The following is a 23,536-nucleotide window of genomic DNA, read 5'->3' as shown; positions in this document are numbered from 1 at the left end:
CCGCGCCCTTTACGCCACCGGCAAGTGAACGATTGATACGACCGCTCGACTACTGAGTCCTTGGTTTATAGGGACGATCTGTATCTGAGCAGGCTCTTGGTTGAGCTTCTCACCAGTCCAAAAATCGTACCAATCACTTGGAAACTCGGTAGTTAGGGTGTACTCACTGACCACATCATTGTAATGAAATAGGCTATGCAAGCGTCTTTCTTCGGACAACTTAAGCGTGGCATGATTAAGGGTCAACGAGCTAAAGACTGAGGCGCGACTGGTTTGATGCTGACGAGCGATCAGCCGTGCCAACGTTTCCTCGGCAAAAGGCGTTAGCTCAGGCAGAGGATCACCAGAGAGCAGCAAACCACCCGCCGCTAAAAGCACGTTACGATGAAACTCATACGCGCTGCGGTCTGCTCCTTGATTCGGCAGTGACGTGAACGTAGCGCAATCTGGGTCAATGAGCCACAAGCGCTGATGTTGCCAACTGCGATAGAACGTCTCTTTCGCGATTTGCTCAAAACGCTCTACATGTCGCTCAACATCATCGGACACTCGCATCGCATCGACTAGCCCAAGAGAAGGCCACATTGGCGCGTTACAGCCGAGTACAAGCGCATCGCCAGCCCCTTCGTTGATCGCTGCCATCCCAAGACGATAAGCTTCAATACCCGTCGCCCCTCTTTGATGACGCACGCCTTTTAGAGTGCCCCAGTAGTTTGCATCAAGTTTGAAAAGCTCTACGCCCCATTCTTCGCGCATCACTTTAACAACACGAGTTAAATGTGCTTGCACCTCTGGATGTGTCGCATCCAAAATATACCAAGGTGTGCAGCGCCAACCGCCATAGGTGATGTCTTCCGCTTTCAAAAGCTCACCAGATGGGTGTTTCAAAAACCACTCTGGATGCTGCTGGAAAATCTCTGATTCCGCTTGAGCAATAAACGGCGCTAGCCAAATGGCAGGCTTTCTGCCTTGAGCTCGGATCTCCGCAATGAGCGATTTCACTCCACCCTCGAACTTATCAGAAGGCGTTAGCCAATCTCCCATAAAAGCTTGATAGCCATCATCGAGCAATACCCACTGTAAGTCATTAAGCTGCTCTGTCATGATTTGCGTGTTGTCGATGACATTTTGTTTAGTGACTTCGGCATAGTAGGCATACCACGAACACCATCCGATTGGGCTCGACTGCGTGACACCACTTCGAGCCGGGTGATGGTTGGCAATGTGCTGAGCATACCGCTCATAGACACTTTCTAAACTGCTCCCATGGATCACAACAAGCGATTCTAGTTGATTGGTCTCCCAAAACTGTGGTTCGCTCTCTTCGCCGTCGATGTAAGCCACCACATCAATGCCGTGATGTGTCTGATCAAGCTCAAAGTAGCCGGCAAAGCGATGGCAGGATGTGAAACCGTACAATTGAAAGCCGGTTGACTGCTCCACAACTAGGTAGTTGTAAAAGCGTTTAGGTGCATCCTGCGGATAGAGCCGATAACTGGCGTTATTGTCAGGACAGCGGCCGACATCCACTAAAGCTGTCGGTGAGCCAGCCGTCTGGCAGAGCATCTGAAACCCATCACCAAGCAGTTGAGCGCCTGTTTCTACTTGGTTTTCAAAACGCAGTAACGCCGTTTGAGAAGGCAAGGCGCGCGGAAAAACGCTGCGATAGTGACACGTTAACTCAGAGCCTTCTAACTTGATCTCAATGTCGGGATTGATCGCCAAAGCATCGAGCTCTGGTAAAACAGAAATATACTCAGTCATTGTTACTCAACAATTAAATAGGTTACCTAATGAGTATATTGTCAGGTATAAAAAAACCCATCGTTTCCGATGGGTTTTGTGTACTAGTTAGCACTTACCTGCATTATACCACTTCGATCGGGCCGCCGAACGAGGTCACTGGTGGAAGTTTGCCTACAAACTTCTCAAAGTCCACCAAACAAGTGTTCGCTGACGTTGCCTGCGCAAGCTCCGACGATGGGATATCTTGCGTCAGGGTGTTTGGATCGCCATAGGTATCCAATGCGCCAATTTTCTCGTTAAGTGGACCATACCATGCGCCCTCTTCAATACGAACCACGCCTGAAGCAAAGCTGTCTGTTACAACCGCACCTGCCAGTAGTTGACCGCGGTCGTTAAATACGCGAACCACATCGCCATCTTTGATGCCTTTGGCTTTAGCATCTGTTGGGTTGATGTAAATCGGCTCGCGACCTTGTACAGTGTAAGTCGCACGGAACTCTTCTGATTCACACATCTGTGAGTGCAGACGCTTGTCCGGGTGGCAAGATTGTAGCCAGTACGGGTGTTTTTCAGAGCCAGGACCGCCATGCGAACGTTCTGACTTTTCAAACCACATTGGGTGCTCTTGGCAGTGTTCGTAGTTCATGTTGCCGATAGTACGGCTCGTGATCTCGATAAAGCCAGATGGTGTACCCAATGCATTGATCTCTGGATCTTCACGGAAATCTGCGTGACGAACCCAAGGTTTACCTGTACCGAAGTCTAGGAAGCCTTTTTCCCAGAACTCAGCAAACTCTGGAAGTTCAAACTTACCTTTGTTGGCTTCTTTACAGTTGTCGTAAAGTGATTTCACCCACTCCATTTCTGTCATGCCACGCGTGTAGTCTTCAGAGCGCCCCCAACGACGAGTAAGTTCCGTCATGATTTGGAAGTCAGTCTTAGACTGGAATAGCGGGTCGACAAGCTTATGCATCGCAATCAGACCACGGCCTGAGTACGCACCGTAACCGTCAATATCGTTACGTTCCCACTGAGTACATGCTGGTAGCACGATGTCAGAGTGGCGGCACGTTGCAGTCCAAGCAAAATCAATCGCCACAACAGTATGAAGGCTGCGGAACGCTTTCTTCATGCGGTTGCGATCTTGGTGGTGATGCCAAGGGTTATTACCACTAAATACCATCATCTTGATGTCAGGCAGGGTCACAACCGAACCATTTGAGTTGATCTTCTTACCTGGCTCTAAAAGGCTGTCCACCCAACGAGCAACTGGGATTACGCGGCTGTAGCCTTTGTAATCTTGGTTGGTGTACTTAGGTGTTTGGCCTTGATCGATGTTCAACGGGAACGAGCCTGGAGCCGCAAACCCTGTTGAAGGAACACCAATACCTGAATAGTGGTGGCCATAAGACACACCGCCACCTGGCAGACCGATTTGACCAATCATTGAAGCCAGTACTGCACCCATCCAGTATGGTTGCTCACCGTGTTCTTGACGCTGAACACACCAGCCGAACAGGATTTGCGTACGACCGTTAACCAGCATACGAGCAAACTCGCGGATCTTGTCAGCGGGTACACCACAAATCTCAGCAGCCCATTCAGGCGTCTTCTCCACGCGATCTTTGGTTTCACCTTGAACATACTTAATGAAATCATCAAAACCTAGGCAATACGTTTCGATGAATTTCTTATCGTATAGATCTTCGTTGTACAGCACGTGAGCCAGACCTAGCATAAAGGCTACGTCAGTTTGTGGGTTTACATACATGTGGTCGTTTTCTAGGTAACGCTGCGTTTTATTTTTAACAGGGTCAACCGAGATAACGTTGATTTCTTTTTTAGCGACTTTCTCTTTAAGCTGCTCTAGGTATGCAAACGACTCATGCGTTTCACATGTCCAACCAACTTGAAGGTTTTTCACTGGGTCGTTTGCCCAAAGAATGATGTTGTCACTGTTCTTTAGGATAAGCTCCCAAGATGTACCTTGAGCGTAAACTTCCGTCGAGCCTAACACGTATGGCAGGATGGTTTGACCCGCACCTGTTGAGTAGTCACCTACTTTCTTAACTGAGTAACCGTGTAGACCCATTGCACGCATCATATGGTTAGTACAGCTGTGCATTTGGCCGGTTTGACGCCAACCTGTTTGACCTGTGTGCAGAGCATAAGGACCGTAGTCTTTTTGCACGCGCTCAAGTTCACGGTAGAACAAATCTAGCGCTTCATCCCAAGTCACACGCACAAAACGGTTGTTACCGCGCGTCTCAGGTGCGTACTTGTGCTTCTTCAGCCAATCAAGGCGAACCATTGGGTAACGAACACGAGATGGGCTGTAAATAATGCCTTTAATACCGTTCAACATGTCTGTTGGGTATTTATCCACTTCTAGCGGTTTGATCTCTTGAACTTTGCCGCCCCACACTCGGGCGCGAAACGCGCCCCAGTGTGAACCAGATACTTTCCAAGTGCCGTCTGTTTCTGCAGCGCTTGCAGTCGCTGACGCCAGTAGGCTCGGACCTATCAGTGTTGCTGCACTCGAACCCGCCACGCCTTTAAGGAAGCTTCTTCTTGTAATTGCCATTTTTTAACTCCAATTGACGTTTATTAGTGGTGGCCTTCAGAGTAATCTGAAGAGTGCTTCTGTAGATACTTCAGAACAAGTGCTTCTGTATCAGTGTCGAAGTTCACAAACGCGATCATACCGTCTAGCATGCCTACCCAGCCGTTTGCACTGAAGTGCGCAACGTCAGGTTGTGTATGACAAGTAGAACAGTTGGTTTGATACGCTTCACCAGCTGCGTTCCAAATTGGAGTGAAGTCAGTCACCATAGACTCTTGTTTCATCCATAAGTCAACGGCAACTTCTTCCCAAGGAAGACCCGTTAGCTCGTCTTCTTTCTTCTCGCCCACATTCACGTCAGCGCCTTGTGACACTTCACGAGAAAGAATGGCTGTTGAGATGTTCTTACCAAAGTCTTCTTGAATCACGCGGCCAAAGCCTTTCGCTTTACGCCAGCCATCGATTTCAACTTTGATCATGTCACCTTTAACATCCAAGATTTCAACTTTACTTGCAGGGCTAAGTAGACCCGCTTCCGTTGAACCTGTTTCATCGGTGTAAAGTGGTAGGTGACGAATAGACACTACGCTCTGACCTTTCGAGTAAGACGTGCTGCTTGCTACTTGCTCTAGGTCACCAACAATACCACTTGCCGCTGCCATATCTTTAGGCAGGTTGTGTGCAATACCTTTATGGCAGTCTACACAGCTTTGATCACGCTCAGCCGCTGACTTCATTTGAATGCGAGCAGTCGGAGACATTTGCTCAAAGTCCATAGACTCATAGTTGTGACAGTTTTTACACTCTAGAGATTTGTTGGCAGAGAAACGGTCCCATTCATGGCGCGCTAGCTCTAGACGACGCGCTTCGAATTTTTCTGGGGTATCTAAATCGCCAAAAACCTGTGCAAATACTTCTTTTGAAGCCTGCATTTTACGTGCAATTTTATCTGTCCAGTTATGTGGAACGTGGCAATCAGGACAAGTGGCACGAACACCTGAGTGGTTTTTCCAGTGAACGGTTTCTTGAAGCTCGACGTATACATTATCACGCATGGTGTGACAGCTGATACAGAACTCTTCTGTGTTAGTTGCTTCAAGCGCGGTGTTAAAACCACCCCAGAAAACCACACCAGCAACGAAACCACCCGCGGTTAGCACACCAAGGCTGATGTGAACTGCAGGGCGGCTGATGGTGCGCCAAAGTTTAATTAAAAAGGATTTCATGACTAACTCTCTTGAAACTTGTTGAACGGGTTTGGCTACAAATTAGCCATGCACGCCTGGAGGGCCGAAAACGAACATTTGGAGCATCCAAACGATAAATCCGTAGCCACCAACGATAGCCACACTCAACAGAGGGAAAAATACGGCACAGATAAAGAAAAACGACTTCCACTCCATCCCGTGCTTTTCCGCACTTTCTACTTTGTTAACATCACTCATACATTTGCCTATCTTGTATGTTGTCCAGTCCACGAGTATTCCACGAAGGACACTCAATTATTTAAAACATCTATGGGAAAATGCTAAACCATACTAGGAGTAAGGTTCAATCAATTCCGTCCTCTCATCCCTTGTTAATCAACAGTTTTTTGAGTTCATCCCGAGTTGTATTTAATTAAAGATTGATGTGTAAAGTTATGAACAGATATGACAGATTAATACTGTTACCCACATGTAAATATAGCTACATAACCACAACATTTACACATTCTTACCAATAACTCCACCAACTTTTTTAGCCTGTCCCCCTCCCCAACAGCACGTCGTTTGTTGTTTTTTTGTTACTCCAGGCGTATTTAAACCACGTGAATGATGAGGCCAATTTGGGTACACTTTTGACACTAACTTCCCCAGATACAGAGCATGACATGCAGCAAGTTATTGATATCAGTTGGTGGCAGATCGCGCTATTCGCTACCACCTTGCTCATCCCCTACACCATCAACAACTACTACAAGCTAGAAATAGGAAAAGATGCCACTGTTGGGCTTATTCGAATGGCAATCCAGTTAGCTCTGGTGGGGCTCTATCTTGAATATTTGTTTTACTTAGATAGCTTTGCCGTCAACTTGGTGTGGTTGCTGGTGATGATTATCGTCGGTGCTAACGCGATAGCCGCAAAGTCAAAACTACCAAAACGGCCGGTTGTCAGCTTTTTGGTATTTGCACTGTGTATTGGGCTGTTCCCAATTCTGGCATTGCTTTGCCTTGTCACTGTACAACCAGACCCATTCTATAGCGCGCAATACGCGATACCTTTATCCGGCATGCTGCTTGGTAATAGCTTAGGAGGGAACATTGTTGCGCTTCAGAACTTCTACAGCGCGTTAGAAAACCGTTGGAGCGAGTATCAAGCCTCCATCGCACTTGGGGCGCCGATTTCTATCGCCACATTGCCTTTTGTCCGAGTTTCGCTTCAGAAATCCCTAGCGCCTATTCTGGCTACAATGGCCACAACTGGACTGGTCTCACTGCCAGGGATGATGACTGGTCAAATTTTAGGCGGTGCGAGTCCGGTCGTAGCTGTGAAGTATCAGCTGGTCATTATGATGGCTATTTGGGTCATGATGAGTATTTCTATCGTCGTCTGCTTAAACCTTGTGGTCTATCGAGGATTCGATGCCTCTGGGAAGCCAAAAATTCGTCCTCAAACAAGTGGCTAATTCAGCACTTTTCGCGGTTACTCACTAAGTTTGAACCAGGTTATCCACAGGATATGTGGATAACCAAGTCTCTGAAGTTACGCTATTTATCAATATACATGCCTGTAAACGGCCAAAAGATCCCCAGCGTCATGTTCTTGTCATCAATTATGGTTAGTTTATCAGCAAAACAAGGGGCAAATAGCAAAGTTGCCTCGTCGCACAGGATTCTGAAAGCTAAGCAACTCAAGGATGAAGAAGATGTTGGATGAATTATGTACAAGGCCGAGTCAAGACGATGTCGCTCGCAATTGGCTTATCGACACACCCGACGCACTCAATGATGCCGATGATCATGGCTATGGCCTCTCTTCACCTTTCAACCTCTCAAAAGGTTGGCTTGCACAGGATGGCTCACTAATAACTGACAGGCATTAAAAAAGGGCGTAGACGCCCTTTTTGCTCTGTATCCAACTGCTTTTTGCATACAACTACTTTCTACATAGAACTAGGCATCTGTTGGATCGTAGTGGATCTAATCGCAGTGGATTTAGTCGCGTAAGTAGATCAACCAATACAACATGCCAACAAACACGCCACCGCCGATGATGTTACCTAACGTCACTGGGATTAGGTTATTCACAACAAACGTCATTAGGTTTAGATCCGCAAACTCTGCCGGTGTCGCACCTATAGCTTGCCAAAACTCAGGTGATGCGAGATTTTTGATGCCAATCGCCATCGGTACTTGAAACATGTTCGCTATGCAGTGTTCAAAACCTGCTGAGACAAACATCGCCACCGGCAATACCATCACGATGATCTTATCAGTCAAAGTACGACCACTAAACGTCATCCATACCGCAACACAGACCAATACGTTACACATGATGCCAAGTGCTACCGCTTGCCAAAAATCGTGATGAAGCTTGTGCTGGGCAATATGCATGGTGTTAAGGCCTACCTGACCGCCATCAAACATGTATTGCTTTGCCGTCAACATAATACCTACAAGGAACAATGCACCTAGCATGTTGCCAACGTAAACCACCATCCAGTTTTTAAACAGGGCACGCCAGGTAATTTTGCCACTCGCTCTTGCCACAAGGGTCAACACGGAGCTGGTAAACAGTTCACCACCGGTAATAATGACCAGAACCAAACCCAAACTGAACGCCAGGCCACCAAGAAAACGAGTCAGTCCCCAGGGTAGGTCTCCGGCTCCTGTCGTGATGGTGGTGTAAAAAATAAACGCAATACCAATGTGCAGACCTGCCGTGATTGCTAACAGGAAAGACTTCATCGGATCTTTTGTCGCTTTACCTACGCCAGCTTCTGCTGCACGCTCTGCCATTTGTGGTGGCAACAGCGCATCAAATTGATTGATTTCCATTTTTCTCTTACATATTTTGTGACAATTAAAACGGGCGCGGATAATCACTCCAATCCATCAATAAAGCAAGATTTATTTGGCGGTAAAATGTTATTTACCAAATATGGTGGTTACGACAAATAAGCGCGTAGGAAAAAGCGGCGCTCAATCATTGAGTCAATGAAGCGAGCGCTTGGAGATAAGATTGGGAGTCAGTTCAAATCGCGGCGTTTTGGAAAGCTTACTCAGCTTGTTCCTGAAGGGCGCTGACCAGCTTTTTCAACGTCTCTATTTCAGCTCTATTTTGCGCGGCAACATCTTGGGCTACCTGCGCCTCATCAGGAGAGACAACACTGTCACTGCGCTTCTGAAGCAATGTAATTTGCTGTTTCAGCAATGCATTTTCCTTCTTGAGCGCTCGGGTGTTGTCAGCCGCCTTCAAGCGCTCCACATCATGAGCAATGCGACTCGACTGCGCTGATAACGACTGATCACGATAGTCATTGCCTTTCGCGGCAGAGGAAATGTGGTGCATTCGAGATTCTGCCTCAAGCACAAACGGCTCAAACTGAGACTTCTCTACATTGATAAGTTTCGTCACTTCTTGCACAACAGACTCTAAACGTCGAAATTGAAAGTCGATTCGTTCCACTTGTTCATCAATCTCGACAAACGCGCGTGGTGATTGTGTGACAAACTCAGACAGTTCCTGAATGCCCTGCTCCACATAACCAAAACTCACCGGCGCCAAAACGTTGTAACGAGCACTCGCTAATGTCGCAAGCTTTTGCTCTAGTGGTTTCACGTACTTCGCATCAATCACGCGTATCTCAAGGGCTTTGGCATGATTAAGAAAACGCTCTTGATAGCTCGTCGCGAGATCCACTTCCGATACCACCAAGTGCTCAAACAGGCGCTGATAGTCACGGCTTAACGTATTCATCGCATGCTTAAAGTAACGACCTGTCTCTATTTTTTGGAGGTAAGCCATTTCTGTCATAGCCGGCGCTAAAAGTTCATCTGCTTGCTTCTTCAAGCCTTGAATCGCTCGGTAGTTATACTCAACGGTATTAATGCGATCTCGAAACCCGACGGCGTATGTTTCACTGGAAAATACCGAGTGCTTGTTGTCAATTTGATTGGGATCTTTGCGGATCTCAATAAAAAGGTCATGAGCGCTCTTCCAAGACGACATCATTTCTCGGTAATTCTCTGGGGCATAGATGCGCAGCGACTCTGCACCTTCCAACGCTTTCGACCAGTACGTATAAGTTGCCGTCAGCTGTTCAAATTCTTTATTCCGCGTCAACTCCAGCTCTTTGGGGCTTAAATTCGCCCTAGCATCGTTAACTGGCGGCGTACTCGCACAAGAGGCCACGCCCAAAACACACAGCAATACCACAATTAATTTGCGCGTAGACATCTACTCTCCTAATCTGGGACAACGCATCCCGTAAGCCTGCTCCCAAGCGTGCAGCAAGCAAAAACAACTCACTATATTCAAATTCAACACTAAATACATCTCGGCGCATTCTAATCGGTTATAATTCATCCACTTAGTGCGAAATTTTTACCAATTCTTACTAGAAGGCGGTGCAAGCTAACACTTTCCTCACTCGGCGATTGTCAATGTGCTGTTTCCCCACTATGTTGATGGAAGAAACGCAACCAAGAGGCAAATCTATGAAATTCACGCCTGAGCATCTCGCAGAGATGAACCTACTGCTTAAATTTGATATCAGCAGTTCGGCAACCGGTATAAAAGTGCACCATGATGCTAATGAAGATATGCAAAAAGCAGTCCAACGACTGTATGAAAAAGGGCTTTGTACTCTACCGGACGGTGGATACCTGACAGATGAAGGGATTGAGACCGCTGAGCACGCGGATAAAATCCTACGCGTATTGAGCTCATAAATGTTGGCTCACTGAAACTTCAAGTGGCAACGGTAATCCGTTGCCACTTCCTATTTATACTAACTACCTTAGAAACAACTCCACTCACTCAGAGTTTTTATTCTCGTTCTAACGTATTTGATAATCGGTACCAGCGTTCCACCAAGATACTAGCCGCTGATAAGGCGCCCACTTGTCATACGCCCAATTAAATGCAGCGGTAAAGAAGAAAAAGAACACTAAGAAACCAGCTTCAATCATAAGTGCTGTCCAAAGCGTCACACCCAATGCCCATGCGATAGCGGGAATCGTGAAGAAAATCAGCCCACCTTCAAAGCCCAGTGCATGCCCAACTCTTACTGCCAACGTTCTTTGCGTTCGACACCCTGGAACTAACTTGTCAAAAAGTACGTTATAGAAATAATTCCAAATAACGGTAAACACGCTCATTCCAATACCCACGGCCATCATTGACGTTGACTTAACACCCGCCAGCATCGAAGCAGCAGAAATAATGATGGTTAAAGCCGTAACTTCAAATAGCATCGCGTGAAAAATTCTTTCTTTTACATTCATATAATTACACCCTAACTTTGCTATCAGCACTAGCAATAGATGTATTATCAATTATGCTTAGTGTCATAGACAGTTAGGTAACATCAGGATAACTGATATGTTGAGTGTGGAACAAATCGAAGCCTTCATCACTACAGTGGAAACTGGGTCGTTCTCGAGTGCAGCGCGAAAATTAGGCAAGGTACAATCTGCCGTGAGTCAAAATATTATGAACCTGGAAATTGACTGTGGGGTTGAGTTGTTTGATAGAAGAGGTCGCTACCCGGTTCTTACTGAAGAGGGAGAAAAGCTGCTACCCTACGCGAGAGCCGCCATGGTCCAGCATGGTCGACTTGCCGAACGCGTCGATAGTTTGACGCAAAAGGAGATCCAACCTATCGTTCTGACCATTGACGAGGGCATTTCTTTTGGCTGGGTTACGCCTATCATTCGAGCGCTATCAGATGAGTTTCCAAGACTCGAGTTAGAGCTATTGTTTGCTTCAAGCTGTGATGCGGTCGAAATGGTACAAACCGGAAGAGCCACTTCCGCTATCATTCATGAAGATCTTTCCGTGCCCTTTTCGCTCGATTTCGAGAGTATCGGGTCACTTCAGTTCGACGTTTATGTCTCAGCGTCTCATCCGCTAGCGCAAACCGTCGCCCCTCATCTTGAGATTTTGAGCTTGCATCGCCAATTGTCGATCAGCTCTCGCAATAACAAAACAAGTAGCTTACATCATGCGTTGAGTCCAGATATTTGGTATTCGGACAGCTACCAAATGCTACTCGAGTGGTGTATTGCTGGGTTTGGCTGGACATACATACCCACTTACCTTGCAAAGTCGGCGCTTGAGCAAGGAGTCATCGTCCCTGTTCCGGTAGAGTTTGAGAAAATCTCTGCCATGATTAACGTCAGTATTATTCAGCATTCAAGCAAAAGTAATGATCTTGGCCATCGCCGTTTAAGGGAATTGCTGAAACAGAACTTCAAAGAGGGTTAACATGAACCAGAATAATGTCGTCATCGTTGGTGCTGGTTGGCTTGGTTTGCCCCTAGCAAAAGCGCTCAATAACAAAAACTATCGGGTCACCGCAACACGTACCACAGAGCAAGGAGTCAGCGAGCTCGCTCACCATGGTATTGACGGCTTTGTGCTCGATTTGGCCAAGCTTACCAATGACGATAAAAAGCTCGCCACCTTAGACCACTTAAGAGGGTTGAATGCCGATACGCTGATTGGCTGCTTCCCGCCGGGCTTTCGAACAGGTGGCGGCGCACTTTACGCTTCACAATGGGATACGTTATGCCAACTTGCTAAAGATGCCGACATCAGCAAGATTATTATGGTGAGCTCAACATCTGTTTACCCTGACCGAGCAGAGTTAATGACTGAAGACATGGCTCGCCTACCGATTGCCAAAGGCCGCGACGATTTTAGCGCTAAAGCTATAATCATGTTAACGGCCGAAGAGTACGTTCGTAACTCGACACTCGACTACGCCATCGTGCGCTGCAGCGGATTATTTGGCCCAAACCGCCACCCGTCGCGCTTCGCTTCCAAGCTCAAAAGCGTCAGCGATCAAGCGACCGCCAATATGCTCCATCTTGATGATGCCATCGGCTCGATCATTTTCGCGCTTGAAAACATCAGCTCGAGTGTCGTAAATGCCACCACACCTGCATCCTGTGACAAGGTGACGTTTTACCGAGCGGCATTAAGAGCTGCGGGGTTGGACACATCGCTTAATTTAGTGAACTCAACGCCGGATAAAACCATCTCCAGCGAGAAGCTGCAAAACCTTGGTTATCATTTCAAATATCAAAGTACACTAGACGCATTGTAATCACTAGAAGCATTGTAATTACTCAGTCCAAAAAAAGAGAGCCACATAAAGTGGCTCTCTTTCATACAATAAAGCAATAACTTACATTACTTCCCAAGCGCTTCTTTGTAGTGCTGACGGCAAACAGACACATACTTATCGTTGCCACCAATAGAAACCTGGTCACCTTCTGCAATCGCGTTACCGTGCTCATCCGTTCGGATCACCATGTTCGCTTTACGGCCACAGTGACAAATCGTTTTTAGCTCAACGAGCTTGTCCGCCCATGCCAGAAGGTGTTTACTGCCTTCAAAAAGCTCACCCAAGAAGTCGGTGCGCAAACCATAGCAAAGCACAGGAATATTCAGTTTATCCACTACTTCGGTAAGTTGGTACACCTGCTGCTTGGATAAGAACTGGCACTCATCGATCAAAATACAGTGTCTTGGGGTTTCAGCATTGATCGCCGCAATCTCATCAAAAAGATTCGTCTCAGCGCGAAACAGCTGAGCTTCCGACTGCAGACCAATACGAGAGCTGACTTTACCGGCACCATAGCGATCATCCAACGCTGCGGTATAGATAAGTGGCGTCATACCACGTTCTTGATAGTTAAAAGAAGATTGAAGAAGAGTCGTCGATTTACCCGCATTCATTGCTGAGTAATAGAAGTACATCTGAGCCAAAACGTATCACCAAAATTAGAAACTAAAAAGAAGCCCTAGCAAGCTAGGGCTATCAAAACGGTTATTTACGACGCCACGTCGTGCCTTCTGAGCCATCTTCTAGGATGATACCCAGTTCGTTCAGCTTATCGCGAGCCAGATCGGCATTCGCCCAATCTTTCGATGCACGAGAGTCGTTACGAAGTTTGATCAGCGCTTCAATTTCCGCCACTTCGTCATCATCGCCCGCATCGCCTTTAAGGAAAGCTTCTGGATCTTGATGCAAAATACCAATGATATCAGCCAGTTCGCGCATTAGCGCACCAAGCTGGCTCGCTTCTGCCATATCAACTGTTTTCAGACGGTTAATCTCACGCGCCATATCAAACAGCACTGAGTACGCTTCTGGAGTATTGAAGTCATCGTTCATCGCTGTCGTAAAGCGAGTCACATAGTCTTCACCGCCTGTAGGCTCTGCATTAACATCCAAACCACGTAGTGACGTGTATAGACGCTCAAGTGCTGAACGTGCTTGGTTTAGGTTATCTTCACTGTAGTTAAGTTGGCTTCGGTAGTGACCAGACATTAGGAAGTAACGAACCGTTTCTGCATCGTAGTGACCAAGAACGTCTCGGATCGTAAAGAAGTTACCTAGTGACTTAGACATTTTTTCTTTATCTACCATCACCATGCCACTGTGCATCCAAGTGTTCACGTACTGGGTATCGTGAGCACAGCAAGACTGAGCAATTTCATTCTCGTGGTGTGGGAACTGAAGATCCGAACCGCCACCGTGGATATCAAAGTGGTCACCGAGAATCGATGAGTTCATTGCCGAACACTCGATGTGCCAACCAGGACGACCTGCGCCCCATGGTGATTCCCATGTAGGTTCACCTGGTTTAGACATTTTCCAAAGTACAAAATCAAGCGGACTGCGTTTTGCGCTTTCTACATCTACGCGCGCTCCTGCTTGGAGTTGATCAAGATCTTGCTTAGACAGCTTGCCGTATTCGTCAAACTTACCGACTTCGAACATCACGTCGCCATTATCAGCGACGTAGGCAAAACCGCGCTCAATTAGCTTTTCAACCAGCGCAATGATCTCTGCGATGAATTCAGTCGCGCGAGGCTCAATGTCTGGGCGCTTCATGTTCAATGCATCGAAGTCTGCGTGCATTTCGCCAATTAAGCGCTCTGTTAGCGACTCACAAGACTCACCATTTTCGTTAGCACGCTTGATGATTTTGTCATCGATATCCGTGATGTTACGTACAAATGTTAGGTCATAACCGACGTAACGAAGATAACGGGATACCACATCGAATGAAACAAAAGTACGACCGTGACCAATGTGACAGAGATCGTAAATAGTGACCCCACAGACATACATGCCGACTTTGCCTGCATGAATAGGTTTAAATTCCTCTTTTTGTCGTGTCAGTGTGTTGTATATTTTTAACATGATCTCTATCTGAACTATTACGTTTGAAATGTATCGGCGATTATAACCATAAAGCTACGTAGAATGGAGTCAATTAGCGAAGAAATCTCGGCTTTTTGCGGCAGTTTTTGCAGCTAACACTATCCATTGTATAAAAAGCGTTCCTTTTATTGCAGATATCCCGCTTTCTGCTATTGCTTGTGCAGGGAGTTAAGCTAGAATCATGGCTTCAAAATAGAAAAATGGAATAGGTATTCATCATGATCACCCTTCACACTAATTTCGGCGACATCAAAATTCAATTGAACGAAGAGAAAGCACCAGAAACAAGTGCAAACTTCCTACAATACTGCCGCGATGGTTTCTACGACAACACGCTTTTCCACCGTGTTATCGACGGTTTCATGATCCAAGGTGGTGGCATGACGTCTGGTCTTAAAGAGAAGACGACTCGTGCTCCAATTAAAAACGAAGCAAACAACGGCCTTAGCAACAAAGTAGGTACTTTGGCTATGGCACGTACTATGGAACCGCATTCTGCGAGCTCTCAGTTCTTCATCAACGTAAACGACAACACGTTCCTAGACTTCCGCTCTGAGAGCCTAGACGGTTGGGGTTACTGTGTATTCGCAGAAGTTGTTGAAGGCATGGACATCGTTAACAAGATCAAAGGTGTGAGCACTGGCTCTATGGGTATGCACCAAGACGTACCTCTAGAAGAAGTGATCATCACTGGTTCTACGATTCAAGAGTAATCGTTAAAAGGGAGGGCTTGCCCTCCCTTGCTGTATATTATGACAACATTATTCATTTCTGACTTACACCTTTCCCCTCAGTTACCCCAAACCACGGATTGCTTTGTTAAGTTTATGCGCGAAGAAGCCATTCACGCAGATGCATTGTATGTACTCGGTGATCTGTTCGAATTTTGGATTGGCGACGATGACCCTTCTCCTTTTGCCGCTATGATTAAGCAAGAGTTTCTTACTCTGACTCAGCACGGCGTCGATACCTACTTTATTCAAGGTAATCGCGACTTTTTGTTGGGAAAGCGTTTTTGCAAAGCAACCGGTATTACCCTTCTCGATGAACACAGTGTCATCGACCTATACGGTAAGAAAGCGGTGATATTACATGGGGATACGCTATGTACTGATGATGTGCGATATCAGAAGTTTCGCGCCAAAGTACATATGCCTTGGCTGCAATGGCTATTTAATCGCCTTCCGTTCTTTACAAGACGCCGTATTGCAAATAAAATCCAGGGCGATATCAAAGAGGTCAAGTCCAGTAAGTCACTCGACATTATGGACGTTAACCAAAACGAAGTAGAAGCGCTGCTTCGTGAGACTGGCACTGATCTTATGATCCATGGGCACACGCACAGGCCAGGAACACATGAGTTCACCGTCCAAGGCCACCCCGCAACACGAATCGTGCTCGGCGATTGGTATCAACAAGGCTCGGTATTAGTGTGTGAGCCAGAATCGCAGTGTCTTGAGCGCCGTTTTTTTAACAAACCATGAACTACCCCTCGAAATTCCAATAGTTTCATAGTCAAAGAAAGTAATAAAACGTTACTATGAGTCAACGTTTTTGAGATAACCATGCAGAATTTGAAATACTCGTACATCGCTAGACAACCTATCTTGGATAGCGAACAAAAAACTGTTGGCTATGAGCTGCTATTTCGGGACGGTCCTAACAATACCTTTCCAGATATTGACCCAGAACTGGCCACCAACCGACTTCTCTCCGAGCATTTCTTGGCAACACATTACAGTACGATAGGCGATAAACTGGGTTTCGTGAACTTCCCTTACCAAAGCTTGGTGAACTTAGTCCCGACCCTATTCCCTAAAGAAAATCTGGTTATCGAAATCTTAGAAAGTTGTGAGCCGACTGCTGAGCTGCTTGCTGCGATTAAGAAAATGTCCCAAGCGGGTTACACCATCGCCCTTGATGATTTTGTTCCACGCAAAGAGTGGCTACCTTTCTTGCCGTATACATCGATTATCAAAATTGATATTCGCCAGTACTCGTTGAAAAAGGCTCAAGCACTTATCGAAAGACTGCGACCTCACAATATTACTTTCCTGGCTGAGAAAGTGGAAACCTACGAAGAGTTTGAGCTTGCCAAGCAAGTCGGCTTTGATCAGTTTCAAGGCTATTTCTTTAGTCGTCCGCAGTTGATTCGCCGTAAGCAAATCAAACCTTCTTTCCTGACGGTCGTTCAGCTTTGTAAAGAGATAGCTAACCAAGACATCAACTACGATGAGCTAGAACGACTCATTTCTCTTGATGTCACCTTGTCGTACAAGCTACTAACGTTTGTGAATGCCTCGTATCTGATCCGCTCAGAAATCAAATCGTTCAAGCAAGCCTTAGTTTACCTAGGTGAAGAGCGTCTTAGAAAATTCATCTCCTTGGTGGCGATTACGTCAACCCAAGACGACAAGCCAGATAGCCTGTATAGCCTATCAATTCAACGCGCTCGTTTCTGTGAGCTGCTGCTTAGCGACATGAATACTAATCTCGACGAAGGCCTTGGCTTTCTCACTGGTATGTTCTCATTGTTAGACTCGCTGTTTGACCAGCCTTTAGAAGAGTTGGTAGAAAAAATGCCTATCGACCATATGGTTAAATCAGCGTTGGTGACGAAACAAGGCACACTTGGCAACATTCTGTCCTTGGTCAAAGCGTACGAGAATGCCGATTGGATGACGGTGATAGCTTATCGCGACAAACTAGAAGTCAGTGACGAAAAGCTCGCGAAGCATTATGATGACGCTATTAAATGGACTGAAGACCTACTGGCAATTGAGTCCGAGTACCACGTTCACGTTTGAACGTTAAACACCAAATCAAAGATTAATCATGAAACCATGCTACTGCGGCAGTAATCAAAGCTACGAAACATGCTGCCACCCCATCCACCAAGATGTCACCCTAGCGAAACAGCCTGAGCAGCTGATGCGCGCGCGCTATAGCGCCCACTTAACCAAGGATGTTGACTTTGTTGTCGCGACCTATCATCCAAGTTGTCATGCAGAGAATGAGCGAGAAGCAATCGCTGACTCTATAAACAGTGATTGGCTCAAGCTTGAAGTCATTGGCAGCGAGAGTGGCAACCATGAAAACGAAGGCTATGTAAGCTTTCGCGCTTTTCTTAAAGACAACGGTTATGAGTACTGCTTGGCAGAGCGTTCGCGCTTTCTATTCGAACAAGGCCAGTGGTTTTACGTCGATGGTGAAATCGATGACAGCATTCCACCTAAACCGCTAACCGTTGAATCGGTGAAAGTAGGTCGCAATGACCCTTGCCCGTGTGGCAGCGGTAAAAAGCACAAAAAATGCTGCGGCTAATGAGCCCGAATAGATAAAGAGTTCTATAATAAACAGGCTCTATAAAAACGAAAAGGTCGCATTATGCGACCTTTTTCTATGGTTAGCGATTTAGCGATGGTACGCTTTGAACTGATTGGTCAAAGGGTCATACTGGTAACCGAGCATATCCAATTTACCTACCACGCCTTCTACGTCCATTTCATACATGCTCACCAACTCATCAAACGAGTCGCACTCTAAGCGCAATTTTTCGTTGACGATACCAAGCAAGATAATACTGTCAAAACCGCTCACATTACTTAGATCCATAACCGCACTCCATAAAAAAGCTTGCCCTTAAAGACTAGCTGTTTATTACGGAATAGAAAGTGACTTGGTTTACAGATCAAGCAAGCCAATAAAGCTGCAACAGCCCAATGTTGGTCACCAAAAGGCTCAAAAACGCGACGGCAAGCTGACCTTTCGCTGGTGCTCGGTGACGAATAATGTGCCAGCTCCAAATCACGATGCCAGCCATTAGCATAAGCAAAGAGATAATCACCGCTGGAGTATAGTTAGCAACAACCTCAGGCTCCCACTGATAAGCATTAAACACAAAACTCAATGCCAATAGCATCGCAAACACAACGCCTGACACCGGTAAGATGCGATGAAAGGCCTGAAGTCGTGTCTTAGCCATTGTCAGCAGTAAATGGGCAAACGCCGCACCTAGCAATAATCCTGCACTGGCAAGCGACATAGATTGAGCGAGATTTGGCTGCTGAGCGATCAAAATCACTGAGAAGGTCATCCCCATACCGTTAGCAAGATGCAGAGCCCAGAAAGGCCCTTTCTCTCGGGTTTTACCTGTTTGAACTTTGGAATAGAAATAGAACAGCGCAAACACCACTAAAAAAGCTTCAATCTTCAAAGAAGCGATGGCAAGCCAAAGTATGCCTATAGCTGGCAATAACTTGTGAATACGGCCTCTTTGTCCGGGGCAAATGTCGCCCTTTGCTAAAATAAGAGTTAGTACGAGCATCGCAACGGAAAGTGCCGGCGCAAGTAATGTCAAAACAGCAGTAATCATGGGTATGAGTTCAAAGCAAAAATCATTGGCGCTGATGATATATCAGCTTGAGGACGAATACCATTGACTCGTCATACAGCAAAATAACCACACTTTGTTTGGGCTTTGAAGTCACTGGGATTGAAGTATATAATGCCCGCCTTCAAAACTAGAGGTTAAAATATGCACAACGACATCACCCCAATCCATGAGCACAAAAAATACTGGGCGGAATGCTTTGGTATTGCTCCTTTTTTGCCCACCAGCAGAAAAGAGATGAACGCCCTTGGATGGGACAGCTGTGACATCATTATTGTCACGGGGGATGCGTATGTTGATCATCCTAGTTTTGGTATGGCTATCATTGGTCGCCTGCTTGAAGCACAAGGCTTCCGCGTTGGTATTATTGCTCAGCCAGATTGGAGCAATAAGAATGACTTCATGAGCCTAGGTAAGCCGAATCTCTTCTTCGGTATCACTGCTGGCAACATGGACTCAATGATCAACCGTTACACCGCGGATAAAAAACTGCGCCACGACGATGCTTACACACCAAACAACGAAGGTGGTAAACGACCAGACCGCGCAACACTGGTGTATTCTCAGCGCTGCCGAGAAGCCTACAAAGAAACTCCTATCGTACTGGGTGGTATTGAAGCCAGCTTGCGCCGTATTGCTCACTACGACTATTGGTCAGATAAAGTTCGTCGCTCAGTGCTATTTGACGCCAAAGCCGACATTCTACTGTTTGGTAACGCAGAACGTGCACTGGTAGAAGTTGCGCACCGACTAGCTGATGGTGAAAGCGTGGCTGACATGACCAATATTCGCGGCACAGCAGTGAATTTGGCGGTTGAACCAGAGCAATACACCATCATTGACTCATCGCGTATTGAAAAGCCGGGTAAAGCATTCGTGCCACAAAACCCATATCAGGTGGAATCAAACTGCGACACCAACAAATCAGAGACTGAAGCTGAAGCTGAAGCGAAACCGATTACCATTCGCCCATCTCGTCATGATGCAGTCTCGACGGCTGTGCGCTTGCCACCCTTCGAGAAGCTCAACAATGACCGTATCCTTTACGCTCATGCCAGCCGTGTGATGCACCTTGAGACCAACCCATATTCGGGTCGTGCGCTGATTCAGCGCCATGGCAACCGCGAGCTCTGGGTAAACCAAGCACCGATTCCGCTCACCACAGAGGAGATGGACTACGTGTTTGGCCTGCCATATGCGCGTGTACCTCACCCTAAATACGGTAAAGCCAAGATCCCTGCCTACGACATGATCAAAACCTCGGTTAATATTATGCGTGGCTGTTTTGGAGGTTGCTCGTTCTGCTCGATCACTGAACACGAAGGACGAATTATTCAAAACCGCTCTCAAGAATCAATCATTGGGGAACTAGAAGAGATCCGCGACAAAGTACCGGGTTTTACTGGTACCATCTCTGATTTGGGCGGCCCAACAGCCAACATGTATCGCTTAGGCTGCTCTGATCCAAAAGCGGAAGCAAACTGTCGACGTCCTTCTTGCGTGTTCCCAGGCATCTGTAACAAGCTCAACACGGATCATAAACACACTATCGACCTATACCGCGCAGCGCGTAAAGTTGATGGAGTGAAAAAGGTCATGATCGCCTCTGGTGTTCGTTATGACTTGGCCATTGAATCCCCAGAGTACGTTCGTGAACTCGTGACACACCACGTAGGTGGCTACCTAAAGATCGCACCAGAGCATACGGAAAAAGGCCCGTTGGATCTGATGATGAAACCAGGTATGGGTACCTATGACCGCTTCAAAGAGATGTTTGAAAAATACAGCGCTGAAGCAGGTAAGAAACAGTACTTGATCCCATACTTCATCTCGGCACACCCAGGCACAGAAGACGAAGACATGCTTAACCTGGCACTGTGGCTGAAAAAGAACAACTTTGAATGTGACCAAGTTCAGAACTTCTATCCGTCGCCAATGTGTAATGCAACATCCATGTATTACTCAGAAACGAACCCGCTGAAACGCGTCAAATACAAAAAACGTGAAGACTTGCCAGTGGCGAAGGGCGAACGTCAGCGTCGCTTGCACAAAGCCTTGCTACGTTATCACGATCCAGACAACTGGCCGCAGATCCGTGAAGCCTTAGTCAGCATGGGTAAGCAATATCTAATTGGCGACAAACCAAGCTGCCTAGTACCTGCTGAAGATATCGACTCACGTACGCCAGCACAGCGCCGTAAATCCGGCCGTCATGGTGCCAATCGATTTGCTACCAAGCACACGAAGGGACAACCGGACATCCGAACGGATGGTCAGCGACGTAAGAAGCCGGGTCAACGCCCAGCAGCTGGTCAGAATCAAGGTCATGGCACTCAAGGTAATGGTGCTCAAGGCCCTGGTAAGCAAGGCAACGGTAAACCAAACAGCAAACCAAATGGTCAACAAAGATCAGGTGGCAAGCCTGCAGGTAAACCAAACGGTAAAGGCGCTCCTAAACGCCGAGCTCGCGCTTAACGCCATCGATTCCAACATTTAGCGAATCGTAGCTTCATGAAAGAGAGTCACTTGTGGCTCTCTTTTTGTTTACCCGCTCTTAACCCCATCTCAGTGCAAATTCTCAATCTGATTTTGATTGTCAAAATGAAAAAACACCATTACCACTTCAAGATCAAAACGTAACCAACTGTATTTATTATATTTAAATTTGGGCACGGCTGTTGCAATACAGAGGTATCAATAGAACTTCTGAGGCAGGGTTATGGCACATTATCTAATTACAATTCCTAAAGCGACCAACAAAGCAGTCGAAATTACTAACACGGCCAATGATGGCGAACTGGATAGCGCGACCATTTGGGAGCTTGGCCATAAAACCGTGATTTGTTGGGGTGACCCTGCCAGCGCTGCCAGCGATGCTGATATTATCGCCGATGTGAGCTTAAACCGCAGTCAGTCTTATTGGGGTCGAAGTTGGATTGTAGTCGATAGCAATGAGCAAACCGTACAAGCATGCACAGATCGTCTTGGCATCTTCCCTGTTTGGATTGGCGAACATCAACACAACACCGCGGTTTATACCAGTCGTCAAGCGCTGAGCACCTTTACACATCACCAACCGAAAACGTCTAGCGCTCAACGCACTTTGGTAGCGTTCGGCCAGTTGTTTGATGAGCAGACATTGTGGAATGAGATCCGCTGCCTCAATGGGCGTACAACAGTCACTATCGATTCTGAGCGCACTAACATCCAATCTCATCAAGACATCCCGATTTTAGATAACGACATCACCCGTTTTGACGATGCGTTGGAGGCTTTTGTCGAAGCCGTTCGCGAAGCGTTTAACTACGGCAGTGAGCCAATGGTGTCATTAAGTGGCGGGCTTGACTCTCGCTTGATTCTTTCCGCAGCCACAGCGCTTGGCAAAAAACCAACCACGCTAACCTACGGCTCACCTCTCTCTAGTGACCATCAAATTGCCAAAAACCTTGCCGAGTGCGCAGGGCTTCGTTTGATTACTGGAAACGAGTTCGCGACGCCAACTGACCCTAGCAACATTCAACGTGTCGCGGATCTAGGAAATGGAGAAGTCCCTCTCCATCATGCTCATTCGATTCTTGATTCCTCACTTTTAGCACAAACCTCTGGACGCATGCTTCTCACCGGCACCGGTGCTGAAGTGGCAAGAGCGTTTTACTACGACCGGGGTTTTCCAGGTTTCAGTATCTTTGGTCAAGGCATGGTAGGTCACACGTCGCTGATGGAGCGAGCGAAGCGTTACATTCGAGAAGAGTATTCGAAATCAGCCACACCGTTCTTCAACTATGCACCACAATACAAAGAAACCATGCTCAATGACCTAAATAGAATCATTGAACGCCACGCCCATGATTTCGATACGGCAGCACGTTTTTTGGACAATTTCTATCTACAAAATCGAGTGGTTCGCTTTGTCGCCTGCGGCCAGCAAATGTTAGATTCGCACTACCTTCGCAGCCATCCATTTCTCAACAAAGATGCTCTGTATCAAATTGCTCACTTGCCAGTGCGCTATAAGCTCGCGAGTCGGTTCCATCGAAAAGCGATACAGAAACTATCTCCAAAACTTGCCAATATTCGCTGGGACAAAACAGATCAGCCGCTTAGCCACGGATTACCACTCAGCTACCGCTACCCTGCATTGACGAGCCGACTAGGCATTGAAAACTGGGGCAAAAACAGCACGCCGATGTACAACTATAGCGAGCTAGCAAAGCACTTGTCTCGCGGTACCATCGAGCGCAGCTTGCGACAGATGAACTGCCTGAGCAACATCAATGATGATCAGTCATGGCAATGCGTTCAGCAGCATTTACCGACTCTAGGCTTTAGCGCGGTTTGGTCGCAATCGAAGCCGCTAACTGCTATTCAGTCCATCACTGGCGCATAG

The 23,536-nt window shown here is 46.8% G+C and carries 22 protein-coding genes; 11 read left to right on the top strand and 11 right to left on the bottom strand.

Annotation, left to right across the window (positions count from 1 at the left end):
* Positions 1-9 precede the first annotated feature (9 nt).
* The 4 genes from L4C42_RS00950 to torE form a co-directional block, all read right to left on the bottom strand.
* Positions 10-1,764, bottom strand: a complete 1,755-nt coding sequence (locus tag L4C42_RS00950) for a glycoside hydrolase family 36 protein (RefSeq protein ID WP_353498394.1) — start codon at positions 1,762-1,764, stop codon at positions 10-12.
* A gap of 103 nt (positions 1,765-1,867) precedes the next feature.
* On the bottom strand, positions 1,868-4,330 hold the full coding sequence (torA, locus tag L4C42_RS00945; RefSeq protein WP_353498393.1) for a trimethylamine-N-oxide reductase TorA: 2,463 nt from the start codon (positions 4,328-4,330) through the stop codon (positions 1,868-1,870).
* Between the two features lie 23 nt (positions 4,331-4,353).
* On the bottom strand, positions 4,354-5,535 hold the full coding sequence (gene torC / locus L4C42_RS00940; RefSeq protein WP_353498392.1) for a pentaheme c-type cytochrome TorC: 1,182 nt from the start codon (positions 5,533-5,535) through the stop codon (positions 4,354-4,356).
* 42 nt (positions 5,536-5,577) lie between these two features.
* Positions 5,578-5,754, bottom strand: coding sequence for a trimethylamine N-oxide reductase system protein TorE (gene torE / locus L4C42_RS00935; RefSeq protein WP_042499363.1), 177 nt, complete (start codon positions 5,752-5,754; stop codon positions 5,578-5,580).
* A gap of 428 nt (positions 5,755-6,182) precedes the next feature.
* Here torE and L4C42_RS00930 point away from each other — a divergent pair, with 428 nt between their 5' ends.
* Together L4C42_RS00930 and L4C42_RS00925 are read left to right on the top strand one after the other, a co-directional pair.
* Complete coding sequence (locus tag L4C42_RS00930; RefSeq protein ID WP_429759283.1) at positions 6,183-6,977, top strand: ABC transporter permease; 795 nt, start codon at positions 6,183-6,185, stop codon at positions 6,975-6,977.
* Positions 6,978-7,217: 240 nt separating this feature from the next.
* Positions 7,218-7,394 (top strand): hypothetical protein, encoded by a 177-nt coding sequence (locus tag L4C42_RS00925; protein WP_353498391.1) that lies wholly within the window; start codon positions 7,218-7,220, stop codon positions 7,392-7,394.
* 112 nt (positions 7,395-7,506) lie between these two features.
* Here L4C42_RS00925 and focA read toward each other — a convergent pair whose 3' ends face one another.
* Both focA and L4C42_RS00915 read right to left on the bottom strand, forming a co-directional pair.
* Positions 7,507-8,349, bottom strand: a complete 843-nt coding sequence (gene focA, locus L4C42_RS00920; RefSeq protein ID WP_353498390.1) for a formate transporter FocA — start codon at positions 8,347-8,349, stop codon at positions 7,507-7,509.
* A gap of 220 nt (positions 8,350-8,569) precedes the next feature.
* Entirely contained in the window at positions 8,570-9,751 is a 1,182-nt protein-coding gene (locus L4C42_RS00915; protein ID WP_353498389.1) for a hypothetical protein, read from the bottom strand.
* A 260-nt stretch (positions 9,752-10,011) separates the two neighbouring features.
* Between L4C42_RS00915 and L4C42_RS00910 the strand changes: the two genes are divergently transcribed.
* Positions 10,012-10,245: a TIGR02647 family protein gene (locus L4C42_RS00910; RefSeq protein WP_353498388.1), complete on the top strand. Its 234-nt coding sequence runs from the start codon at positions 10,012-10,014 to the stop codon at positions 10,243-10,245.
* Between the two features lie 108 nt (positions 10,246-10,353).
* Here the strand turns inward: L4C42_RS00910 and L4C42_RS00905 are convergent, their stop codons facing one another.
* Entirely contained in the window at positions 10,354-10,800 is a 447-nt protein-coding gene (locus L4C42_RS00905) for a PACE efflux transporter (protein ID WP_353498387.1), read from the bottom strand.
* A gap of 97 nt (positions 10,801-10,897) precedes the next feature.
* Here L4C42_RS00905 and L4C42_RS00900 point away from each other — a divergent pair, with 97 nt between their 5' ends.
* Together L4C42_RS00900 and L4C42_RS00895 are read left to right on the top strand one after the other, a co-directional pair.
* Complete coding sequence (locus L4C42_RS00900) at positions 10,898-11,782, top strand: LysR family transcriptional regulator (protein ID WP_353498386.1); 885 nt, start codon at positions 10,898-10,900, stop codon at positions 11,780-11,782.
* Between the two features lies 1 nt (position 11,783).
* Positions 11,784-12,626 (top strand): NAD-dependent epimerase/dehydratase family protein, encoded by an 843-nt coding sequence (locus tag L4C42_RS00895; RefSeq protein WP_353498385.1) that lies wholly within the window; start codon positions 11,784-11,786, stop codon positions 12,624-12,626.
* Positions 12,627-12,712: 86 nt separating this feature from the next.
* Here L4C42_RS00895 and L4C42_RS00890 read toward each other — a convergent pair whose 3' ends face one another.
* Positions 12,713-13,291: a thymidine kinase gene (locus L4C42_RS00890; RefSeq protein WP_353498384.1), complete on the bottom strand. Its 579-nt coding sequence runs from the start codon at positions 13,289-13,291 to the stop codon at positions 12,713-12,715.
* A gap of 61 nt (positions 13,292-13,352) precedes the next feature.
* A complete protein-coding gene (cysS, locus tag L4C42_RS00885) occupies positions 13,353-14,735 on the bottom strand; it encodes a cysteine--tRNA ligase (protein WP_353498383.1) in 1,383 nt (460 codons plus the stop codon).
* A 239-nt stretch (positions 14,736-14,974) separates the two neighbouring features.
* On the opposite strand from cysS, the gene L4C42_RS00880 reads away from it, so the two are divergent.
* From L4C42_RS00880 to L4C42_RS00865, 4 genes are all read left to right on the top strand, one after another.
* Positions 14,975-15,469 carry a peptidylprolyl isomerase gene (locus tag L4C42_RS00880; protein WP_353498382.1) on the top strand — a complete coding sequence of 165 codons (495 nt, stop codon included), beginning with the start codon at positions 14,975-14,977 and terminating at the stop codon, positions 15,467-15,469.
* A 39-nt stretch (positions 15,470-15,508) separates the two neighbouring features.
* Positions 15,509-16,240, top strand: a complete 732-nt coding sequence (lpxH, locus tag L4C42_RS00875) for a UDP-2,3-diacylglucosamine diphosphatase (RefSeq protein ID WP_353498381.1) — start codon at positions 15,509-15,511, stop codon at positions 16,238-16,240.
* A 90-nt stretch (positions 16,241-16,330) separates the two neighbouring features.
* On the top strand, positions 16,331-17,563 hold the full coding sequence (locus L4C42_RS00870; RefSeq protein WP_353498673.1) for an EAL and HDOD domain-containing protein: 1,233 nt from the start codon (positions 16,331-16,333) through the stop codon (positions 17,561-17,563).
* Between the two features lie 28 nt (positions 17,564-17,591).
* Positions 17,592-18,080 carry a YchJ family metal-binding protein gene (locus tag L4C42_RS00865; RefSeq protein ID WP_353498380.1) on the top strand — a complete coding sequence of 163 codons (489 nt, stop codon included), beginning with the start codon at positions 17,592-17,594 and terminating at the stop codon, positions 18,078-18,080.
* A 90-nt stretch (positions 18,081-18,170) separates the two neighbouring features.
* Here L4C42_RS00865 and L4C42_RS00860 read toward each other — a convergent pair whose 3' ends face one another.
* Together L4C42_RS00860 and L4C42_RS00855 are read right to left on the bottom strand one after the other, a co-directional pair.
* Positions 18,171-18,371 (bottom strand): DUF4250 domain-containing protein, encoded by a 201-nt coding sequence (locus L4C42_RS00860; protein ID WP_353498379.1) that lies wholly within the window; start codon positions 18,369-18,371, stop codon positions 18,171-18,173.
* 76 nt (positions 18,372-18,447) lie between these two features.
* Positions 18,448-19,131 carry a hypothetical protein gene (locus L4C42_RS00855; RefSeq protein WP_353498378.1) on the bottom strand — a complete coding sequence of 228 codons (684 nt, stop codon included), beginning with the start codon at positions 19,129-19,131 and terminating at the stop codon, positions 18,448-18,450.
* Positions 19,132-19,293: 162 nt separating this feature from the next.
* Between L4C42_RS00855 and L4C42_RS00850 the strand changes: the two genes are divergently transcribed.
* A complete protein-coding gene (locus L4C42_RS00850; protein ID WP_353498377.1) occupies positions 19,294-21,624 on the top strand; it encodes a YgiQ family radical SAM protein in 2,331 nt (776 codons plus the stop codon).
* A gap of 244 nt (positions 21,625-21,868) precedes the next feature.
* Entirely contained in the window at positions 21,869-23,536 is a 1,668-nt protein-coding gene (locus tag L4C42_RS00845; RefSeq protein WP_353498376.1) for an asparagine synthase-related protein, read from the top strand.

The organism is Vibrio wakamikoensis (genome assembly GCF_050337275.1).
GTDB lineage: Bacteria > Pseudomonadota > Gammaproteobacteria > Enterobacterales > Vibrionaceae > Vibrio > Vibrio chaetopteri.
The sequence above is the reverse complement of the archived record's forward strand: the minus strand, read 5'-3'. Positions and strand labels throughout refer to the sequence as shown.

What these genes read in the sequence shown, in the direction of transcription:
- L4C42_RS00950 (WP_353498394.1), bottom strand. Translation starts at nt 1,764, where the DNA reads ATGACTGAGTATATTTCTGTTTTACCAGAGCTCGATGCTTTGGCGATC.
- torA (WP_353498393.1), bottom strand. Translation starts at nt 4,330, where the DNA reads ATGGCAATTACAAGAAGAAGCTTCCTTAAAGGCGTGGCGGGTTCGAGT.
- torC (WP_353498392.1), bottom strand. Translation starts at nt 5,535, where the DNA reads ATGAAATCCTTTTTAATTAAACTTTGGCGCACCATCAGCCGCCCTGCA.
- torE (WP_042499363.1), bottom strand. Translation starts at nt 5,754, where the DNA reads ATGAGTGATGTTAACAAAGTAGAAAGTGCGGAAAAGCACGGGATGGAG.
- L4C42_RS00930 (WP_429759283.1), top strand. Translation starts at nt 6,183, where the DNA reads ATGCAGCAAGTTATTGATATCAGTTGGTGGCAGATCGCGCTATTCGCT.
- L4C42_RS00925 (WP_353498391.1), top strand. Translation starts at nt 7,218, where the DNA reads ATGTTGGATGAATTATGTACAAGGCCGAGTCAAGACGATGTCGCTCGC.
- focA (WP_353498390.1), bottom strand. Translation starts at nt 8,349, where the DNA reads ATGGAAATCAATCAATTTGATGCGCTGTTGCCACCACAAATGGCAGAG.
- L4C42_RS00915 (WP_353498389.1), bottom strand. Translation starts at nt 9,751, where the DNA reads ATGTCTACGCGCAAATTAATTGTGGTATTGCTGTGTGTTTTGGGCGTG.
- L4C42_RS00910 (WP_353498388.1), top strand. Translation starts at nt 10,012, where the DNA reads ATGAAATTCACGCCTGAGCATCTCGCAGAGATGAACCTACTGCTTAAA.
- L4C42_RS00905 (WP_353498387.1), bottom strand. Translation starts at nt 10,800, where the DNA reads ATGAATGTAAAAGAAAGAATTTTTCACGCGATGCTATTTGAAGTTACG.
- L4C42_RS00900 (WP_353498386.1), top strand. Translation starts at nt 10,898, where the DNA reads ATGTTGAGTGTGGAACAAATCGAAGCCTTCATCACTACAGTGGAAACT.
- L4C42_RS00895 (WP_353498385.1), top strand. Translation starts at nt 11,784, where the DNA reads ATGAACCAGAATAATGTCGTCATCGTTGGTGCTGGTTGGCTTGGTTTG.
- cysS (WP_353498383.1), bottom strand. Translation starts at nt 14,735, where the DNA reads ATGTTAAAAATATACAACACACTGACACGACAAAAAGAGGAATTTAAA.
- L4C42_RS00880 (WP_353498382.1), top strand. Translation starts at nt 14,975, where the DNA reads ATGATCACCCTTCACACTAATTTCGGCGACATCAAAATTCAATTGAAC.
- lpxH (WP_353498381.1), top strand. Translation starts at nt 15,509, where the DNA reads ATGACAACATTATTCATTTCTGACTTACACCTTTCCCCTCAGTTACCC.
- L4C42_RS00865 (WP_353498380.1), top strand. Translation starts at nt 17,592, where the DNA reads ATGAAACCATGCTACTGCGGCAGTAATCAAAGCTACGAAACATGCTGC.
- L4C42_RS00860 (WP_353498379.1), bottom strand. Translation starts at nt 18,371, where the DNA reads ATGGATCTAAGTAATGTGAGCGGTTTTGACAGTATTATCTTGCTTGGT.
- L4C42_RS00855 (WP_353498378.1), bottom strand. Translation starts at nt 19,131, where the DNA reads ATGATTACTGCTGTTTTGACATTACTTGCGCCGGCACTTTCCGTTGCG.
- L4C42_RS00850 (WP_353498377.1), top strand. Translation starts at nt 19,294, where the DNA reads ATGCACAACGACATCACCCCAATCCATGAGCACAAAAAATACTGGGCG.
- L4C42_RS00845 (WP_353498376.1), top strand. Translation starts at nt 21,869, where the DNA reads ATGGCACATTATCTAATTACAATTCCTAAAGCGACCAACAAAGCAGTC.